This window comes from Cellulosilyticum ruminicola JCM 14822 (assembly GCF_001311925.1).
Classification (GTDB): Bacteria; Bacillota; Clostridia; order Lachnospirales; family Cellulosilyticaceae; genus Cellulosilyticum; species Cellulosilyticum ruminicola.
Window position 1 is genome coordinate 42744 of sequence record NZ_BBCG01000013.1, and the last position, 18379, is coordinate 61122.

Below are 18379 nucleotides of genomic sequence, written 5' to 3' on the forward strand. Positions count from 1 at the left end.
TACACATATTTGTGTAATATATGCCCCAGGTAATCGTTGCTATTATGTGCATTTAGAGTGATATATAGTACAACAAAACAAAGGAGGGCAACAGCCATGACAAGATTTGAGAAGGACATAATCGAGATTGAAGAGGGAAACGAGATAGAGGTTTTGAAGAGAAGAAAGGCAGAGCTTGAGGACCTTTACAAGAAGGGCAGATGCGAAAAGAACGCATTCAGAAGACAGTGCATTGCACAGGAGTACAGCAGAAAACTTGAAGAATACAACGCGCTTGACGGAATGTGCTAGGAGGCTGCCATGAATGAGATTATTTTTTCCTACAACAAAACAAGATGCCATGCCTTGAAGGTTGAAAGCCTTCTTGGCGGGGAAAGCTACATCGGAGAGGTTGAAGGGTGGGAAATCTACCAGATTGACCCTCATGCATTATTTGATCAGTTCGGATTTGTAGCAATCAGAAAATAGAAAAAAAAAACATAGATTATGGAATGGGACTCTTCGGAGTCCTTTTTTCGTGGAAGGAGAGATGAGTGTGGCAAAGAGAAAAAAGAAGTTTGTTCCCACCAAGTTTATGGCCGAAGGGTCATATTACGATGAAGAGCAAGCGGATTATGTTGTGAACTTCATACAGTGCCTTTGCCATACCAAAGGCAAGTGGGCGGGTAAGCCTTTCATATTGATGCCCTGGCAGGAAGAAATCATAAGAAACTTATTCGGGATATTAAAGCCGAATGGGAAGAGACAGTTCACAACAGCATATGTTGAAATTCCAAAGAAGAATGGTAAGTCAGAACTTGCGGCTGCAATTGCTTTGTACCTTCTGTTTGGAGATGGTGAGGCATCCCCGGAAGTGTATGGTGCGGCTGCAGACAGACAGCAGGCATCCATTGTTTTCGATGTTGGAAGGGTCATGTGTGAAATGACACCTGCCCTTGAAAAGAGAAGCAAGATAAAGGGTGCAACAAAGAGAATTGATAATCTTTACAACAATGGATTTTATCAAGTGCTGTCAGCTGAAGTTGGAACCAAGCACGGTCTTAATGTTAGCGGACTGGTGCTTGATGAGGTACACGCACAGCCAAACAGAAAATTATATGACGTACTTACCAAGGGTTCTGGTGATGCCCGTGAACAGCCACTGTATTTCCTTATCACTACAGCGGGAAATGATACCAATTCCATCTGCTATGAATTGCATCAGAAGGCACTTGATATTATCGAGGGTCGCAAAACTGACCCGACATTTTATCCAGTTATATATGGTGCGGCAGATGATGATGACTGGACAGATCCTACTGTATGGAAGAAAGCAAATCCATCTCTTGGAGAAACCATTCAGATGGAAAAGGTAGTAGCTGCGTGTGAATCTGCAAAGCAGAATCCTGCAGAGGAGAACAGCTTCCGTCAACTTAGGCTTAATCAGTGGGTAAAACAGGCTGTCCGTTGGATGCCAATGGATAAGTGGGATGCCTGTGCATTCCCGGTTGACCCAGAAGAACTGGAAGGGCGTGTATGTTACGGAGGACTTGACCTTTCAAGTACAACCGACCTTACATCCTTTTGTCTTGTGTTTCCACCACAGAGCGAGAATGACAAATACTATGTTCTTCCTTATTTTTGGTTGCCGGAAGAAACACTTGATTTGCGAGTCCGAAGGGATCATGTGAATTATGACCTTTGGGAGAGACAAGGCTATATCCAAACCACGGAAGGAAATGTTGTTCATTATGGATTCATTGAAAAATTCATAGAACAGCTTGGAGAGAAATACAACATCCGTGAGATTGCATTCGATAGATGGGGAGCAGTTCAGATGGTGCAGAACCTTGAGAATATGGGTTTCAATGTAGTGGCAATGGGACAGGGATTTGCATCCATGTCACCACCTACAAAGGAACTTATGAAGCTGACCCTTGAACAGAAGATTGCCCACGGAGGACACCCGGTTCTTCGTTGGAATATGGATAACATTTTTATTCGTACTGACCCAGCCGGAAATATTAAGGCTGATAAAGCAAAAAGTACAGAGAAGATTGACGGTGCCATAGCCTGTATCATGGCACTCGACAGAGCAATCCGTTGTGGAAATGACACTTCTGAAAGCGTCTATGACACAAGAGGGTTGCTTGTTTTTTGATAACAATCTTGAAATGAGACATGGATGGAGCGCTACATCGTATGGAGCAATTCAAGTTAGTTATAAATATCATTTAATTTAAGGAGGAAATAGAAATGGCAGTTAGTGGATGGCAGATTAATTTATCAGGTGAGTCAATTCCTGTGTACAGCTTCAATGGGGCAGGAACTGCAACAAACACCAAGATTGCTACTATCACAAAGAATGAGTGCTTCGTGGAAGGCACCGTACCAGGAACAGGTTGGGAAGGAAATGATATTCCTGCTGTAGTACTTGATCCAAATCACAAGATGGTTATGGGTGTTTACAAGAAGTATTATAACAATCTTGTTAATTTTGCGGATTATGCATCAAACGGTACTTCTTGGGTGAAGGTTAGCACGAGAAAGAGAAAAGTTCAGTATGCAACTACTGCATATTATGCTGACGGCTCTAAGTGTTGTGACCTTCCTGCAGGTTCTACTGTAGTGCTTACTTCTAGTTGCACTAGAGGTGCTTCTCATATGAGCTACTGTGCCGTTGAGAGCGTAACAACTGCAGCTGGTAAGACTTATAAGTTCCAGGGATGCGGATTCATCGACCTTGCTCCAAGCGGTCGTTGGGTAAATGTAGGAAGCATCTTACTTAGAAAGGCTTAATCGAAGCAGTAACATAAGTCATGAGTGCCCGGCAGAGATGCCGGGTATTTTCATGCAAGAATTAGGAGACGATTGAAATGGGATTATTTAGTGGAATTTTTAAGGGTCGAGATGCCCCTACAAACAGAACATCAGGAAGTGCCTACAGTTTTTCATGGGAACTTCAACATCAGGCAAAAGAGTGAATGAACGAAGTGCCATGCAGATGACGGCAGTTTATTCCTGTGTCCGTATCTTATCAGAGGCTATCGCAAGTCTGCCGCTTAATGTATACAGATACAACGCAGACGGTGGCAAGGAAAAAGCCTACGACCACCCATTGTTCAGACTCTTGCATGATGAACCAAATCCTGAAATGACATCATTCATTTTTAGGGAAACGCTTATGACGCACCTATTACTGTGGGGCAATGCCTATGCACAGATTATAAGGAATGGCAAAGGAGAAGTCATAGCACTGTATCCGCTCATGCCAGATCGAATGAGTGTGGATCGTGATGAGAAGGGACACCTTTATTACAGATACACAAAAAGCAGTGATGATGCGCCAACGATGGAAGGAAGTACGGTTGTGCTTGACCCTTCCGATGTGCTTCATGTTCCTGGTCTTGGCTTTGATGGTTTGGTTGGATATTCTCCGATAGCAATGGCCAAGAATGCGATAGGACTTGCAATTGCCGCAGAGGAGTATGGTTCAAAGTTTTATGCCAATGGAGCAGCACCTTCTGGTGTGCTTGAACATCCGGGGACATTAAAAGACCCTGCGAAAGTAAGAGATAGTTGGAATGCAGCCTTCGGTGGTAGTTCCAATAGCCACAAGGTTGCTGTATTGGAAGAAGGACTTAAATATACTCCGATTTCCATATCTCCAAATGAAGCACAGTTTTTGGAAACAAGAAAATTTCAGATTAATGAGATAGCTCGAATTTTCAGAGTACCGCCACATATGGTCGGTGACCTTGAGAAGTCGAGCTTTTCTAATATTGAGCAGCAGTCACTTGAGTTCGTGAAATACACTCTTGACCCTTGGGTCATCCGTTGGGAGCAGGCACTTTTTAAGACACTTCTATCAGAAGAGGAGAAGAAAGATTACTTCTTTAAGCTGAATGTGGAAGGTCTCCTTCGAGGGGATTATGCAAGCCGTATGAACGGTTATGCCACAGCAAGGCAGAACGGATGGATGAGTGCAAATGATATCAGAGAGTTGGAAGACCTGGACAGGATTCCTTCAGAACTCGGCGGTGATCTGTATTTAGTTAATGGCAATATGATGCCCCTAAATGATGCGGGGGCGGCTTATGCAAATAAAGAAAAGGAGGAGACAGATTCTGATGAAGAAACAGAAGAAGTTCTGGAATTGGAAAAACCAAGCAGGAACGGACGAAGGTCAGGAAAGAGTTCTTGAGCTATATGGAACAATCGCAGAAACATCATGGTTTGACGATGATGTGACTCCTAAGATGTTCCACGATGAGCTTTTTGCCGGAAGTGGTCCTGTAACAGTTTGGCTCAATTCCCCTGGCGGAGACTGCATTGCGGCAAGCCAGATTTACACCATGCTTATGGATTATCAGGGTGATGTGACGGTCAAGATTGATGGAATCGCTGCCAGTGCAGCCTCCGTTATTGCAATGGCAGGCACAACAGTGCTTATGGCACCTACAGCCTTAATGATGATTCATAACCCAATGACTATGGCCTACGGAAATCACGAGGACATGGAGAAAGCAATCGAGATGCTTGATGAGGTCAAGGAAAGCATTATCAATGCCTACGAGATTAAAACAAGTATGTCTCGTGCAAAGCTGTCACACCTTATGGATTCGGAAACTTGGATGAATGCAAATAAAGCAATCGAACTTGGTTTTGCAGATGACATTTTGGTGGATGAGAAAAAGAGTGCGGATGACATTCCTGCATATGCATTCTCGGGCAAAGAAACAGAGACAAGGCTTATGAACAAGCTGATGACTCACTTTAAGCCAAAGGATGAGGCAGTGAAGAAAACACCTGCACAGGCAGCAGTAATCCCGGCAGAAAAACCTGCCAATGTAACTATGCCAGTTAATGAAGAAGAGACTGGCACATCAATTGAGGAACTCGAAAAGAGACTCAGTCTAATTAAACCTTAAGGAGGAATTTGAACAATGAGTAAGATTAATGAATTACGCACACAGCGTGCAAAGGCATGGGAGCAGACAAAGGCATTTCTTGACTCCCACAGAAACGAGAAGGGCATTCTTTCAGCAGAAGACACACAGACCTATGAGAGAATGGAGCAGGAGATTGTAGACCTCGGTCATGAAATCGAGCGTCAGGAGAGAATGGATGCAATGGAGCGTGAGATGGCAGCTCCTACAGCAACACCTATTACAGAAAAGCCTGACAACAAGAAGAAGGACGAAAAGACAGGTCGTGCTTCTGACGCATACAAGAAGGCATTCTGGGATCAGGTTCGTGCAAAGGATGGTGTTTCATACGAGGTTCGTAATATGCTTTCTGAAGGAACTGATTCAGAAGGTGGATACCTTGTACCAGACGAGTTTGAAAAGACTCTTATTCAGGCACTTGAAGAGGATGGTGTTGTGCGTAACCTTGCACACGTATTTACTACTTCAAACGGTCTTCACAAGATTCCTATCGTTACAACAAAGGGTGTAGCGAACTGGATTGATGAAGGTGCAGCTTACGGAGAGAGTGATGATGTATTTGGTGCAGAGCAGATTGATGCTCACAAGGTCGGTACAATCATCAAGGTATCTGAGGAACTCTTAAATGACTCTGCATTTGACCTTGAGGCATATTTCCAGTCAGAGTTTGCAAGACGTATCGGTAACAAGGAAGAGGAAGCATTCCTTATCGGTGATGGTAGCAAGAAGCCTACTGGTATTCTTAACGCTACAGGTGGTGCAGATATCGGTGTTACTGCAGGTAGTGCAACAGCTATCACAGCAGATGAACTTATCGACCTTTACTACAGCCTTAAGTCACCTTACCGTAAGAATGCTGTATGGCTCATGAATGATTCGACAGTTGCTGCAATCAGAAAGCTTAAGGATTCAAACGGTCAGTATTTATGGCAGCCTGCATTAAGAGAGAAGGAGTACGATACTATTCTTGGTAAGAGAGTCATCACATCTCCTTATGCACCTGAAATCGCAGCCGGAGCAAAGACAGTCATGTTCGGTGACTTCTCTTACTACTGGATTGGTGACAGACAGGGTGTATCTTTCAAGCGTCTTAATGAGAGATATGCAGATCTTGGCCAGGTTGGTTTCCTTGCATCCAAGAGAGTGGATGGTAAGTTAATCCTTCCTGAAGCTATCAAGGTTCTCCAGCAGAAGGCGGGTACTGCCACAGCTTCTACAACAAAATAGTATCTGACGGAGGTGGTCTTATCTTAGGATAGGACCATTTCCATTTTGGAAGGAGGAATGATTTTCTATGGAACTTATCATATCTGTAGAAGAGATGAAACAGTATCTTCGTATTGATTTTGATGATGATGATGCTCTTATTGAAAATCTTATTATTTCTTCCGAGCGTTTGTGCATGGATATTGCAAGGATAAAGTGCAGGTCTGTATTTAGACGCAAGGATACAGCAAAGGTAGCGGTCATGTATGCGGTTGCATATCAGTACGAGCATAGGGAAGATGCTGACCACCACAAACTGGAGATGACGCTTCGCTCACTTCTTTCCGGCATCAGAAAGGTGGGATTTTAATGGAAGTAGCATTGCTTAATGTAAGGATTACTTTTCAGAAGAATGAGGTCACAAAGGATGCCATAGGAAATCATAAAAATGAGTGGATTGATTATTATTCCTGCTATGCCACGGTAAGTGGCGAGAGTGGTTCGGAGAAAAACATCGCAGCAAATACTTTTTATGATGCGGACATTGCATTTACAGTTCGCTATTGCAAGGCACTAAAGGATGCTGACCCGACAAAACTTCGGGTGCTATTTAACGGAGAACTGTACAACATAACTTTTATTGACCACATGAATTTCAAAAATAAGTGTCTGAAATTCAGATGCCAGAAAGTGAGGAGATAGCATGGCAAATGTAACAGTTGATAATCTTGCGGAAGAAATCATGAAGGGACTTACCGAGTATAAGAACCTTGCAACTGCCGATATGAAGACCGCTGTAAGAAAAGCTGGAAGGTCGGTAAAAAAGGACATCCAAGCAAATGCTCCAAAGAAAACAGGTGCCTATTCGAAGAGCTGGACTGTAAAGACCACGAAAGAAACTTCTGAATCTTTGGAACTTACAGTACATTCTCCAAAGAAGTATCAGCTGGCACACCTGCTTGAAAAGGGTCATGCTAAAAGAGGCGGTGGAAGGACAAAGGCAATCCCACACATCGCACCTGCAGAGGAAAAAGCAGCAAAAGACCTTGAGGCAGACATTAAAAGAGCACTTGGAGGTTCATGATGGAAGAGGTAATAAGAATTATGGAAGAGATTGGGCTTTCCTATGCGTATGATCATTTCGCAGAGGGAGAAAGTCCTGATCCACCATTTATCTGTTATCTGTTGCCGGAAGATGATAATTTCGCTGCAGATGGAGTTGTATATTACAAGGTAAGTGGTGTGAGAATTGAGCTATATACGGATTTTAAGAATCCGGCTATAGAGGAAAAGGTAACAGCCGTGCTTGATAGCCACGGTATTTTTTATGCAAAAAACGAGGTATGGATTGAGGAAGAAAAACTCTATGAAGTAGCCTTTGAGTTTGAAATGCCAGTATAAGGAGGAATTAACGATGGCTAATAAGAAGAACAAGGTAAAGTACAACCTTAAAAATGTACATTACGCATTGCTTACTATCGATGAGCAGGGCAATGTATCATACGGCACGCCTGTTGCTATTCCGGGTGCTGTATCGATTGGACTTGATGCAAATGGAGAGCCTAGTAACTTCTATGCGGATGGATATGCGTATTACACGATTTCCAACAACATGGGTTATGAAGGTGACCTTGAAATTGCAATGGTTCCTGAATCATTCCGTGTGGATGTGCTTAAGGAGAAACTCGATGACAATAAGGTCCTCATTGAGGATGCAAATGCAGAGACAGCGAACTTTGCACTTTTGTTTGAGTTTGATGGAGATGTAAGAAAAATCCGTCATGTCCTTTATAAGTGTGCGGCAAGCCGTCCTTCCATTGAGTCACAGACCAATGAGGATGAAATCGAAGTTCAGACTGAGACACTTACCCTTACAGCTACACCACTTGAAAACGGATTTGTTAAGGCAAAGACAGGAGATGATACCACAGATGAGGTTTATCAGAACTGGTACAACGAGGTGTATCTTACATCCACTACTAAAGGAAGCGAGGAATAATCCATGAGCATTATGAAGAAAGTGGAGATAGATGGAAAGCAGGTGCCATTTAAGGCATCTGCAGCTATCCCTAGAATTTATAGAATCAAATTCAACAGAGATATTTATAAAGACCTTCGTTCATTGGAGAAGGCAGTGGGAGATGGGGACGAGACAAACTCCAACCTTGATTTATTCTCCCTTGAGATGTTTGAGAACATTGCGTATGTAATGGCCAAGCACGCAGACCCGTCAATCCCAGACACACCAGAAGAGTGGTTGGATGATTTTAACACCTTTTCTATTTACCAGGTGTTGCCAAGCATTATTGAGTTATGGGGCCTTAATGTTCAGACGGATGTGGAGTCTAAAAAAAACTTCGCCCAACTGACAGGGAAATGACAACCCCATTATTCCTTTTAAGATGCGTACAGCTTGGAATAAGCATTCGTGACCTTGACCTTCTTACGATTGGGCTTGTGAATGATATGTATGCGGAGAATGGAAATGATGATTATAAAGGCTATAAGGAATTAGCCACACAGCAAGATTTTGACAGATTTTAAGGAAGAGCATCGGCAGAAATGTCGGTGCTTTTATTGTGATTATTTAGGAGAGGAGGAAGACCGATGGCAAGTAGAATACAGGGTATTACCGTTGAGATTGGTGGAGATACTACCAAGCTGCAGACTGCCCTTAAAGGCTTAAATGGAGAAATTAAATCTACACAGAGTCAGCTTAAGGATGTAGAGAAACTCTTAAAAATGGATCCAGGTAATACAGAACTTCTTGCACAGAAGGAAAAACTCCTGGCACAAGCCGTTAATGAAACCAAGCAGAAACTTGAGACTTTGAAAACGGCAGCAGAGCAGGCTAACACAGCACTTGAAAATGGAGATATTTCGCAGGAACAGTATGATGCACTTCAAAGAGAAATCATAGAAACAGAGGCTGACCTAAAGAAGCTAGAGACAGCCGCCAATCAGTCAGCTACGGCATTACAGAAGATTGGAAATGCCGGAGAGAAGATGAAAACAGTCGGTGATGGTATGCAAGAGGCAGGAAAGAAGATGCTACCTGTTACGGCTACCGTTACAGCACTTGGAACAGCATCTATTACAACGGCTGCGAATTTTGAGAGTTCCATGTCACAGGTACAGGCCACTATGGGTATTACCAAAGACTCCATGTCAACCCTTAACGGACAGAGCGTAAATACAATGGATGCCTTAAATGATCTTGCAAAGGAGATGGGTGCATCAACCGCCTTTTCAGCAAGTGAGTGTGCTGAGGCATTAAATTACCTTGCGCTTGCAGGATATAGCACACAGGAAATGGCAGATACTCTTCCTACTGTACTTAACCTTGCGGCAGCAGGTGGAATTGACCTTGCATCTGCATCGGATATGGTAACAGATGCGATGTCTGCCCTTGGTATGGAAACATCTGAAGCCGATACAATGGTTGACCAGATGGCAAAGACAGCTTCATCTACCAATACATCCGTTGCACAGTTAGGAGAAGGTATTCTTACTATTGGCGCAACAGCCAAATCGATAAAGGGTGGAACGGCAGAACTAAATACGGCTCTTGGTATTTTGGCTAACAACGGTATCAAGGGTGCAGAAGGTGGTACACATCTTCGAAATATTATCCTGTCATTGCAGAACCCTACCGACAAGGCCGCAGCCCAGATGGAGGCACTTGGTGTATCTGTATATGATTCTGAAGGTAATATGAGATCCATGAATGATATTTTGGGTGACCTTAATACATCAATGGATGGAATGACCTCGGAAGAAAAAGCAAACATTATCAGCACAATTTTTAATAAGACAGACCTTTCTTCTGTAAATGCTTTATTAGCAAATACAGGAGAGACTTGGGATAGTCTGCAAGGATCTATTACAAACAGTGCCGGAGCAGCACAGCAGATGGCAGATACCCAACTCGACAATTTGCAAGGTCAGTTAACACTCTTAAAGTCAGCCCTTGAAGGACTGGCTATTTCTTTTGGTCAGTTACTGATGCCTGCAATAAAAAGTATCGTTGGAGTGGTTCAGAATGTTGTTGATTGGCTCAATTCACTTGATGAAGGAACAAAGAAAGTAATCGTTACGATTGCACTTGTGGTTGCGGCTATTGGTCCCGTGCTGATTGTTGTTGGAAAGATCATATCTTCGGTTGGAACAATTATGACGGTTATTCCGAAACTTGGTGGAGCCTTAAAAGCTGTGCAAGGTGCTATGGCAGCCTTTAATGCTGTATGTGCCGCGAATCCATATGTTCTGATTATTGCAGCTATTGTTGCTCTAATAGCAATATTCGTTGTGCTTTGGAACAAGTGTGATGGATTCAGACAGTTCTGGATTAACTTATGGGAAGGAATCAAGTCAGTTATTTCTACAGCAGTTGAAGCTATCAAAGGGTTCTTTATGGCAATCATTGATTTTGTAAAGAACAACTGGCAAGGGTTACTTCTTTTGTTAGTGAATCCGTTTGCCGGGGCATTCAAGCTTTTGTATGACAACTGCGAAGGATTCAGGAACTTCATTGATGGGGCGCTTGAAGCAATAAAGACAGCGATATCAAACGCATGGGAAGCAATAAAGACAGGAATCACCACGGTATGGACAGCAATCACGGGTTTCTTTACTACGGTTTGGGAAGGTATCAAGAATATTTTCACTACTGTACTTGAAGTGATAAAGACAGCAATTACAACCTATATCAATGCGTACAAGCTGGTTATTACAACGGTATTTACTGCGATACAAACCGTAATCACTACGATTTGGAACGCGATATCGACATTCTTTTCCACGATATTAAATACCATAAAGACAACATTTTCTACAGTGTGGACGGCTATTCAAACAGCGGTTACTACAGTAATCAATGCTATAAAGACCATTATAACCACTGTATGGAATGCAATCAGTACAACGGTATCAACGGTTATGAATACCATCAGAAATACAATTAGTAATCTTTGGAATGTCATAAAAACCACGATTACCACGATTGTAAATGGCATTAAGACCACAGTCAGCACGGTGTTTAATAATATCCTTTCTGCTATTAAAACCACAGTTGGAAATATAGCATCGGCAATTAAGAGTGGATTCCAGACGGCAGTCAGTTATATTACCAGCCTTCCTTCACAGGCTTTGCAGTGGGGTAAGGATATGATTATGGGAATTGTAAATGGTATCAAATCCTGCATGAGTGCGGTAGGAGATGCAGTCAAGGGAGTGGCAGATAAGATTAAGTCATTCCTTCACTTCTCAGTGCCAGATGAAGGACCTCTTACAGACTATGAGTCTTGGATGCCTGATTTCATGGACGGACTTGCAAAGGGAATAGAAAAAAGTAAGAAGGTAGTGGCAAAGGCTGTGGAAGGGGTATCGCAGGATATGGTTATTAGTCCTGTGGCTAGTGTAAATCCATCTGATTTTGCTATCGAAACAAGTAGCACTTCAAGTTCATCTGATACAGGTTCTGTTGCAGGTCCTTTGATTGAAATTAAGGAAATGACAGTACGAAATGATGATGACATTAAAAAGATATCGCAACAGCTATACAGACAGCTACAGCAGGGCAGACGTGCTAACGGATATTTATAAAGGAGGATGAGACAGTGGGATTTACTTTTGATGGTATTACTTCCAAGAGTATGGGAATTGCCACAAGAATGACAACAGAAAATCGAATTCCAGACTTAAGAAATAACACTCTTACAATGGCTGGAAAAGACGGACTACTTGACCTTGGGTGTGTGTTCTCCGAGCGTGTGATAGAAATAACCTGTTTCATTCCTCCGATGCTGTCGCAGGAGGCATTCCTGCAACGCAAGGATGAGATTGTAGAATGGCTAAATCCAAGTAAAGGTTTGTGCGAACTGATTCTTGATACGGAACCAGGGAGAGTATATTATGCAAGACTTCAAAGTGGTGTGTCCTTTGAGAGAATGGTTCGACTTTCATCTACCTTTGAACTTACATTTTTCTGTCCAGATCCATTTGGATATGCGACAGAGGATGAGGTGTTCTTAATCACATCAGAGGGAGAGCATACAGCTACAAGAGTGCTTGGTAATCTTGAATCATATCCTATTTATCGAGTGAACGGCACTTTTGAATCAGGAGCAGGAAACAATATCACGATTACAACAAATGGCGAGGAATTACAGATTTCAAATGTAAACCTTAAGCCTACGGAAACATTTGTAGTAGATACGAGTAAGATGACAGCTTGGATTGAGGATGAGGAAGGAAACAAAGTGCAAAATGGACTTCCATACATAGCCGATTTGAATTTCCCAACCTTGAAAGTTGGAAATAATCTTATTTCTGTAGCTGTTACAAATGCAGAATTTACAAAGCTTGAAATACAAGCAAAAAGCCGATGGAGGTGATGATGAATGACTTTAAAAACCATATTAAATATGCAGACTGATTTTACTGGAGAGTTCCCGGTTGAGTTTGCGAAGGATGGTTTATGGAGATTTAATGAATCTGCCCCAGACGGCAATACAGAACTTGCTGATTCTTCTGGAAATGGAAGAAATATGTTCATTAACGGATGGAGTGGTACAACAGCATCCCTCCGTGGTGGACATGATGGTAATTATTTTAGATTCAATATCAATAACCCTGCTACAGAAAAGACCTATCTTAAATGTACGAATGATGGGAGCATTTTTGCAAACATCGGTGAGCGTATTATTTGTGGCGGATGGATTAGTCCTACAACCTATTCTGTAGGAAATACATACACTCCAATTTTTAATACCAGAAGTGGTCCGGGGCAGCCTATTTTTTATATTTCGCTTATTCGAGGAAAGCCAAGGCTTATGCTTTATTCTTCGGGTGGGTCTTTGATTTTGGATAAGTCTTTCACTCCAACATTTAACATGATAAATGGTGGCTGGTATTTTATTGCAGCAATCATTGAACCGAATAATAAAAAGGCTTGGATGGTTCTTGGGGACAGAAGTAGTGGAGAGTTTTGGATTTCATCAGCCGAGACTATTTCGGGTGCACTTAATCCTTCATGCACAGCTGATTTGGTTATCGGAATGCACTCAAACTCATATTGGTTTGCAGGTGGTGTTGATGATTGGTTTTTGGACTGTGATTCAAACCTTACAGCGAATGATCTGGCAGATTATTTCCGTGCCACAGTTTTTGCCAATGGTGGAGATACAACAGGAAAAGTGGATGCTTTATCGACAGAGGGTGCTGTTACACTTCGAAAGACTTCTGGCGTATATCCTGAAAGCGGAGTCCTTTATTCAAAAGCTGTGGAATGCAATCTTTCCGGTACAGGGAAGGTTGCTGTGACAAGTGAGTGTGTGGCAGGAGTTACAGCTATATCTTTAGTGGAAGTATCTACAAGCAACAATCTGATTGATTGGAGTGATTGGGCTACTCTTGGTTCTGATGGGAAACTAAAGAATGCAAATTGTAAATATATCCGTTTTAGAGTGACGCTTACCACAGAAGATACATCAAAGACTCCAAGACTCATAGACATTAAGATTTATGATATTCCAAAGCCACCATATGAGAAAATCGGCTATGCAAGACCTATTGTTTTGGATAGAAATGGTGCTTGGGAGGCGGTCTTGGAGAATGCCTATGACATTATTGTAACTGGAGAAATCAATGGAGAAGATACACTTACCTTTTCCATTCCATTTGAAGATAGTAAACGCCAGTACATCGATAATGAGAAGAAAATCCAGATAGTAGAGGATGTATATACGATTCGAACAGTTGTTGATAGCAAAGATGCATCGGGTAATTCTGTTACAGAAGTATATGCAGAGGCAGAGTTCTATGACTTGGCATATTCTTTGCGAAAAGAGGAAAAGACCTTTGATGCTGAAAAAGCAGATGTTCCTATGGCATATGCCTTAGAGGGAACAGAGTGGTCTGTTGGAAAGGTTAATGTTTCTACGAAACGAACATGGACTTCTACCGAAAAGAATGCTTTATCCATTTTAAGGGCTGTGGCAGATATTCATGGTGGAGACCTTGTATTTGATTGCCCGAATAAGCAGGTACATCTTCTGACATTAAGTGGTAAGAATAGTGGTGCTGTATTTATGTATGGCAAAAACCTAAAGGAGATTGAAAGAACTGTGGATACCACAGGACTTGTCACTAGGTTATATGCATACGGATCAGGAGGCATGACTTTTGCTGATATCAATGGTGGAAAGCCCTATGTGGAGAATTACAAGTATTCTTCAGATATAAGAGTTTCGTCTTTGGATTGTTCTTCATTTACAAATCCATATCAGATGAAAGAATATGCCGAGATGCGACTTGCAGATTATTGCAAGCCGACAATATCGTATGTGCTTAAAGCTATGGATTTATCGGTGCTGACAGGATATGAACACGAGGCTTGGGAACTTGGAGATTATGTCCGTGTTGAGGATAAGGATTTAGGACTTTCTGTTACAACAAGAATTGTGCGAAGGGAATACAATCTGCAGGAGCCTTGGAATACGGTGCTTGAATTATCAACCACACTAAAAAATCTCGGCAGCTCCACAAGTAAGTGGGATAATGCTGCAGATTCCTTGGAAGGTGTAAGCGTGGTATCGAGTGATGATATTGCAGAACTTGTACCATTTAATTTATTGCGTAATTCCCGTGCTGATGATGGTCTTGCCTATTGGACTTCTTCTGGATTTGATGCAGATGGAACTACAGGTGCAAGTGGAACAGCATCCTTTAAGGCAGAGGGTGTGTCTGGTATGACAAAGAGTCTTTCTCAAACGGTATATCCTGCCAACCGAGACAGTTATACCATTTCCGCACAGATTGCATCGGAAAACCTTAAAAAGCTAGGTGCTGATTCACAAGTTGGTATTGAGATTGTGATTGAGTACGAAGATGGTAGCACAGAAAAAAGATTTATAGACCTTTACTAACAGGAGGAATGCTATGGCGTATTTTTCAAGAACTGCGGCCAAGATTACACCAGAAGGGTATGGGGATAGAATAAAGAGTATAACCGTCCGTGTATGTATTACAAACTGCACGGGCGAATTTTATATTACTGACATTCTTTTACAAGGTGGCTCTGTAGCAATCGGATGGGTAGGGCATCCGTCAGAGATTAAATGGACTTTAGATGGCTGAGTTTATTAGGCTTGCAGAAGTTGTAAATAAGAAAAAAGATATGCGTGTTGTGAGTATAAATGTGACTCCTACCATCACAGACTGCTCCGGCACTTTATGGATTACTGATTTGCAGATACAAGAAGGTTCTGTGTTAGCGGGCTATGCACCACATACAGAGAAGATGCTTGAAAAGTTCCGCGATGGTGATGCTATAAAGCCACCTGTTTGGTTCAACGGAATCGTAAGGTCAAATGAAACAGTAATCCTTTGTAACATGGGTGAGACTTCAACAGGCTTGGATATAGATATATATCCCAAGAGTAACATGGCGGCAGGAACAATTGAACTTGCTCAAGGTGTCGGAGGCAGAAGGTGTCATTTCCCGTGGCTGTTAATAAGGATGATGACCTTGCTTTATATGCATCTACAAGAGAATGTAAAAAGAATGGTGTACCTACAAAAAAGGAAGGATTTTATCAGTACAGTGCAGCTTGGGATTCAAAGCACATAGTCAAAGTCGAAAAGGGAAAGACAGCAAGGGTTTTATATACCATGCAGGAGATGCAAGATGGGGGTGAGTTGTTTTAATGAATACACTTGATGGAAAAGAAATCATGGTCTGGACATTTATGGGCAATGCCAGAATGTATCAAGCACTTCGTGATTATGGAGACCGTATCAGCCAGATCGGTCTTTTTTCATTTAAGGTAAAAGCAACTGGAGAGATATATGAGAGTGGTGTTGCTATTTCAAATATGCTTACCTACATCAATAAGTGGAAGCATATCAAATGGCTACTTACCGTATCAAACGATGGTACAAACAGCATCTTCAAAGCAATCCGGGATAATACAAGTGGTGCGCAGGATAAGTTCCTATCAGAACTTGTAAGAATTATGCAGAAGTACCCTTGGTGTGATGGTATTGATATCGACTTGGAAAAGGGAGATGACTATTCCACTCATGCAGCATCTACGTCTCTGTTTAAGAATATCTACAACACAGTAAAAATCTATGATTCTTCAAAACTTGTAAATATCTGCTTGCCGGGTATGACAAGTGTGAATGGTTCGGTCGGTGGAGAAAATTGGTGTGTGTATGCAGACCTTAATAATTACTGTGATTCTGCCGCAATCATGAGTTATGGAATGGCATGGGCAGGTTCTGCACCTGGTCCCGTATCTCCGAGAAGTTGGCTTGAAGGCATATATGATTATGCATCCAAGGTTATGAACAGTAAGAAAGTGTTTCTTGGTATGCCTGCCTATGGATGGAATTGGCAGATATACGATACTCCAAAGAATATAGGAAAGACCTACAGAGGAACATCAAACACCTATTATGCAGCACAGAACTGGATGAATGGAAAGTATAACTTTACCGATGATAAGCCACCACAACCATTTATACCGATTGTGGCATATTGGGACGATAACAATAAGGTGCCATGGGCATTACCTCATGTGTATGACTATATGGAAGGTCAGGACTATACAGCACACACTTATCCTCAGCTGAATGGAACATATAACGGCAGACATTATCTGACGGCATATAGCAAACAGCAGGAGACTTCTTTTGGAACGATATATGTTGACCGCCCAGGAGGAAAGCCAGATAAAGAGGCTGGCATTGTATCCTATACGGATAATGTAACAACTCTTGGTGATGAGGGAGAGGCATCTTTTAATTTTACAATTGGTTCTGCAGGAACCTATGATATTGCCGTTCAGCTTTGTTACCCATTTTGGGATAAAAACGGCATTTATATCAGCATCGATGGAAATAAGAAACACTTTCATGAAAGCCGTTTGTGGTGGCCATATTGGAGGAGTACATTTTGGTCGAGCCTCTCGGACAATATCTATCTATCAAAGGGAACTCATACCATCACGATTTCTGTGGATGTAAAAGGAGTACAGTTCTTTGGATTTAGGGTCTGTTCTTCCTTTAGTGAGAAACCATCAGCTGGAGATGCCACCTATTTACTTGCTCCTAGAAAGTTTAAGGATGTGGATGGCAATATGGTCGGACCCGACAAGGGTTTCAAATTAACCCTTGAGATGTTAAGGAGAAAGCCTGACTCAGCTTTGATTTGGTATGAGGACTTCCAAGATGCAGGAATGCTAGAGACAAACTACTGGACAACGCTTTCTGGGAAATGGAACGTATGGAGAAGTGAGGAATATTCAGAGGAAAGAGTATACTCCCAACTTGACGGAAGTGGACAGTTTGCATGGAAGTATGATGGCTTTTCTGATATCCATTTGAGAGCGAGATTGGCCTTTCCATCAAATGGTAGCGGTAGAGCTGGGGTGTTCTGTGGGAATTTGTACTGTTGCTTAAATATCACGAATCAAAGGGTGGAGTTATACAATGGCTCTACATTAATTGGAAGTTACAGCACATCACTTTCAAGAACGCCAGACTCACAACTTCGAACTGACCCAAGTATGTATACCATAGAAATGAGAATCAGAAATGGCAAGGTTCGAGTATATTCCGGGGCATCATATACACTTCGATTTACTGCAAATGTTAGTGGTTTCTCGGGTGGTTATGCGGGGTATCGTTCTGATAATCGAACTGTGTGCGAATTACTTCGTATGGGAGATGCTTGGACATATGAGCCTTATGAATGCTTTGATGTTGTTATGCCGGATGGCATTACATCAAGTTTTGGACGCATCAGCAGAAGTAACTGTTCTTGGAATTCAGAGTTTCAGGTGTTTACTTTAAATGCAGATGTGGAGGAATCGGCTACCAGAAGTGAGGACATATCCCTAGAGTATGATTTCTTTCATTCTCATGTCATGACTTCGCTTAAGTGTGGCAATGACTACTCCGTAAAGATAATTCCAAGAGATATAAATATTTGGATTTCTAGACTGTTTCTTGGTGATTCTGATGGCTTTTCCATTCTTTATTTTCAGGATGTGGACAGCTTGGTCTATTGGGCGAATGAGGCTGCATACAGATGGAAATTAAAAGGAATGTGTATGTGGTCATTAGGACAGGAAGATTTAAGACTATGGGAGCATCTTCCAAAACAAACACCATAAATTTAGCGGTTGCTTTTATGAGCAGTCGCTTTTTTATACCTATTTTACGAAGGGAGGAACGCA

19 protein-coding genes and 1 pseudogene are annotated in these 18379 nt (G+C 42.0%); all 20 read left to right on the forward strand.

Going from position 1 to position 18379, the window contains the following annotated elements; translation table 11 throughout:
• Positions 1-96: 96 nt before the first annotated feature.
• On the forward strand, positions 97-291 hold the full coding sequence (locus JCM14822_RS06560) for a hypothetical protein (RefSeq protein ID WP_054740757.1): 195 nt from the start codon (positions 97-99) through the stop codon (positions 289-291).
• Between the two features lie 9 nt (positions 292-300).
• Positions 301-468: a hypothetical protein gene (locus JCM14822_RS20925; RefSeq protein ID WP_172674781.1), complete on the forward strand. Its 168-nt coding sequence runs from the start codon at positions 301-303 to the stop codon at positions 466-468.
• A gap of 106 nt (positions 469-574) precedes the next feature.
• A complete protein-coding gene (locus tag JCM14822_RS06565) occupies positions 575-2140 on the forward strand; it encodes a terminase TerL endonuclease subunit (protein ID WP_330377377.1) in 1566 nt (521 codons plus the stop codon).
• A 95-nt stretch (positions 2141-2235) separates the two neighbouring features.
• Positions 2236-2778: a hypothetical protein gene (locus JCM14822_RS06570; protein ID WP_054740759.1), complete on the forward strand. Its 543-nt coding sequence runs from the start codon at positions 2236-2238 to the stop codon at positions 2776-2778.
• A 77-nt stretch (positions 2779-2855) separates the two neighbouring features.
• A pseudogene (locus tag JCM14822_RS06575) lies at positions 2856-4183 on the forward strand (phage portal protein).
• Positions 4110-4910, forward strand: a complete 801-nt coding sequence (locus JCM14822_RS06580) for a head maturation protease, ClpP-related (RefSeq protein WP_054740761.1) — start codon at positions 4110-4112, stop codon at positions 4908-4910. Before JCM14822_RS06575 ends, JCM14822_RS06580 begins: the two are co-directional and overlap by 74 nt.
• 15 nt (positions 4911-4925) lie before the next feature.
• A complete protein-coding gene (locus JCM14822_RS06585; protein WP_054740763.1) occupies positions 4926-6155 on the forward strand; it encodes a phage major capsid protein in 1230 nt (409 codons plus the stop codon).
• A gap of 67 nt (positions 6156-6222) precedes the next feature.
• Positions 6223-6504, forward strand: a complete 282-nt coding sequence (locus tag JCM14822_RS06590; RefSeq protein WP_054740765.1) for a head-tail connector protein — start codon at positions 6223-6225, stop codon at positions 6502-6504.
• Positions 6504-6836: a phage head closure protein gene (locus JCM14822_RS06595; RefSeq protein ID WP_054740767.1), complete on the forward strand. Its 333-nt coding sequence runs from the start codon at positions 6504-6506 to the stop codon at positions 6834-6836. Before JCM14822_RS06590 ends, JCM14822_RS06595 begins: the two co-directional genes overlap by 1 nt.
• A gap of 1 nt (position 6837) precedes the next feature.
• Positions 6838-7218: an HK97 gp10 family phage protein gene (locus JCM14822_RS06600; RefSeq protein ID WP_054740769.1), complete on the forward strand. Its 381-nt coding sequence runs from the start codon at positions 6838-6840 to the stop codon at positions 7216-7218.
• The gene (locus JCM14822_RS06605; RefSeq protein WP_054740771.1) at positions 7218-7535 is read left to right on the forward strand and encodes a hypothetical protein; all 318 of its coding nucleotides are present in this window, start codon (positions 7218-7220) and stop codon (positions 7533-7535) included. The genes JCM14822_RS06600 and JCM14822_RS06605 overlap by 1 nt, the downstream gene beginning before the upstream one ends.
• A gap of 13 nt (positions 7536-7548) precedes the next feature.
• A complete protein-coding gene (locus JCM14822_RS06610) occupies positions 7549-8133 on the forward strand; it encodes a major tail protein (protein ID WP_054740773.1) in 585 nt (194 codons plus the stop codon).
• A 3-nt stretch (positions 8134-8136) separates the two neighbouring features.
• Positions 8137-8514, forward strand: a complete 378-nt coding sequence (locus tag JCM14822_RS06615; RefSeq protein ID WP_054740775.1) for a hypothetical protein — start codon at positions 8137-8139, stop codon at positions 8512-8514.
• Positions 8511-8678, forward strand: coding sequence for a hypothetical protein (locus tag JCM14822_RS20930; protein ID WP_172674782.1), 168 nt, complete (start codon positions 8511-8513; stop codon positions 8676-8678). Before JCM14822_RS06615 ends, JCM14822_RS20930 begins: the two co-directional genes overlap by 4 nt.
• A 63-nt stretch (positions 8679-8741) precedes the next feature.
• Entirely contained in the window at positions 8742-11738 is a 2997-nt protein-coding gene (locus tag JCM14822_RS06620) for a phage tail tape measure protein (RefSeq protein ID WP_054740776.1), read from the forward strand.
• Between the two features lie 68 nt (positions 11739-11806).
• Positions 11807-12529: a distal tail protein Dit gene (locus tag JCM14822_RS06625; RefSeq protein ID WP_330377378.1), complete on the forward strand. Its 723-nt coding sequence runs from the start codon at positions 11807-11809 to the stop codon at positions 12527-12529.
• A gap of 6 nt (positions 12530-12535) precedes the next feature.
• Positions 12536-15061, forward strand: a complete 2526-nt coding sequence (locus tag JCM14822_RS06630) for a phage tail spike protein (protein ID WP_054740780.1) — start codon at positions 12536-12538, stop codon at positions 15059-15061.
• 13 nt (positions 15062-15074) lie between these two features.
• Positions 15075-15272, forward strand: a complete 198-nt coding sequence (locus tag JCM14822_RS06635; protein ID WP_054740782.1) for a hypothetical protein — start codon at positions 15075-15077, stop codon at positions 15270-15272.
• Positions 15265-15765, forward strand: a complete 501-nt coding sequence (locus JCM14822_RS06640; RefSeq protein ID WP_330377374.1) for a hypothetical protein — start codon at positions 15265-15267, stop codon at positions 15763-15765. Before JCM14822_RS06635 ends, JCM14822_RS06640 begins: the two co-directional genes overlap by 8 nt.
• 76 nt (positions 15766-15841) lie before the next feature.
• Entirely contained in the window at positions 15842-18316 is a 2475-nt protein-coding gene (locus JCM14822_RS06645; RefSeq protein ID WP_054740784.1) for a glycosyl hydrolase family 18 protein, read from the forward strand.
• Positions 18317-18379: the final 63 nt, after the last annotated feature.

What these genes read in the sequence shown, in the direction of transcription:
- JCM14822_RS20930 (WP_172674782.1), top strand. Translation starts at nt 8,511, where the DNA reads ATGACAACCCCATTATTCCTTTTAAGATGCGTACAGCTTGGAATAAGC.
- JCM14822_RS06585 (WP_054740763.1), top strand. Translation starts at nt 4,926, where the DNA reads ATGAGTAAGATTAATGAATTACGCACACAGCGTGCAAAGGCATGGGAG.
- JCM14822_RS06565 (WP_330377377.1), top strand. Translation starts at nt 575, where the DNA reads ATGGCCGAAGGGTCATATTACGATGAAGAGCAAGCGGATTATGTTGTG.
- JCM14822_RS06615 (WP_054740775.1), top strand. Translation starts at nt 8,137, where the DNA reads ATGAGCATTATGAAGAAAGTGGAGATAGATGGAAAGCAGGTGCCATTT.
- JCM14822_RS06645 (WP_054740784.1), top strand. Translation starts at nt 15,842, where the DNA reads ATGAATACACTTGATGGAAAAGAAATCATGGTCTGGACATTTATGGGC.
- JCM14822_RS06600 (WP_054740769.1), top strand. Translation starts at nt 6,838, where the DNA reads ATGGCAAATGTAACAGTTGATAATCTTGCGGAAGAAATCATGAAGGGA.
- JCM14822_RS06595 (WP_054740767.1), top strand. Translation starts at nt 6,504, where the DNA reads ATGGAAGTAGCATTGCTTAATGTAAGGATTACTTTTCAGAAGAATGAG.
- JCM14822_RS06630 (WP_054740780.1), top strand. Translation starts at nt 12,536, where the DNA reads ATGACTTTAAAAACCATATTAAATATGCAGACTGATTTTACTGGAGAG.
- JCM14822_RS06610 (WP_054740773.1), top strand. Translation starts at nt 7,549, where the DNA reads ATGGCTAATAAGAAGAACAAGGTAAAGTACAACCTTAAAAATGTACAT.
- JCM14822_RS06620 (WP_054740776.1), top strand. Translation starts at nt 8,742, where the DNA reads ATGGCAAGTAGAATACAGGGTATTACCGTTGAGATTGGTGGAGATACT.
- JCM14822_RS06570 (WP_054740759.1), top strand. Translation starts at nt 2,236, where the DNA reads ATGGCAGTTAGTGGATGGCAGATTAATTTATCAGGTGAGTCAATTCCT.
- JCM14822_RS06605 (WP_054740771.1), top strand. Translation starts at nt 7,218, where the DNA reads ATGGAAGAGGTAATAAGAATTATGGAAGAGATTGGGCTTTCCTATGCG.
- JCM14822_RS06590 (WP_054740765.1), top strand. Translation starts at nt 6,223, where the DNA reads ATGGAACTTATCATATCTGTAGAAGAGATGAAACAGTATCTTCGTATT.
- JCM14822_RS06560 (WP_054740757.1), top strand. Translation starts at nt 97, where the DNA reads ATGACAAGATTTGAGAAGGACATAATCGAGATTGAAGAGGGAAACGAG.
- JCM14822_RS06625 (WP_330377378.1), top strand. Translation starts at nt 11,807, where the DNA reads ATGACAACAGAAAATCGAATTCCAGACTTAAGAAATAACACTCTTACA.
- JCM14822_RS06635 (WP_054740782.1), top strand. Translation starts at nt 15,075, where the DNA reads ATGGCGTATTTTTCAAGAACTGCGGCCAAGATTACACCAGAAGGGTAT.
- JCM14822_RS06580 (WP_054740761.1), top strand. Translation starts at nt 4,110, where the DNA reads ATGAAGAAACAGAAGAAGTTCTGGAATTGGAAAAACCAAGCAGGAACG.
- JCM14822_RS06640 (WP_330377374.1), top strand. Translation starts at nt 15,265, where the DNA reads ATGGCTGAGTTTATTAGGCTTGCAGAAGTTGTAAATAAGAAAAAAGAT.
- JCM14822_RS20925 (WP_172674781.1), top strand. Translation starts at nt 301, where the DNA reads ATGAATGAGATTATTTTTTCCTACAACAAAACAAGATGCCATGCCTTG.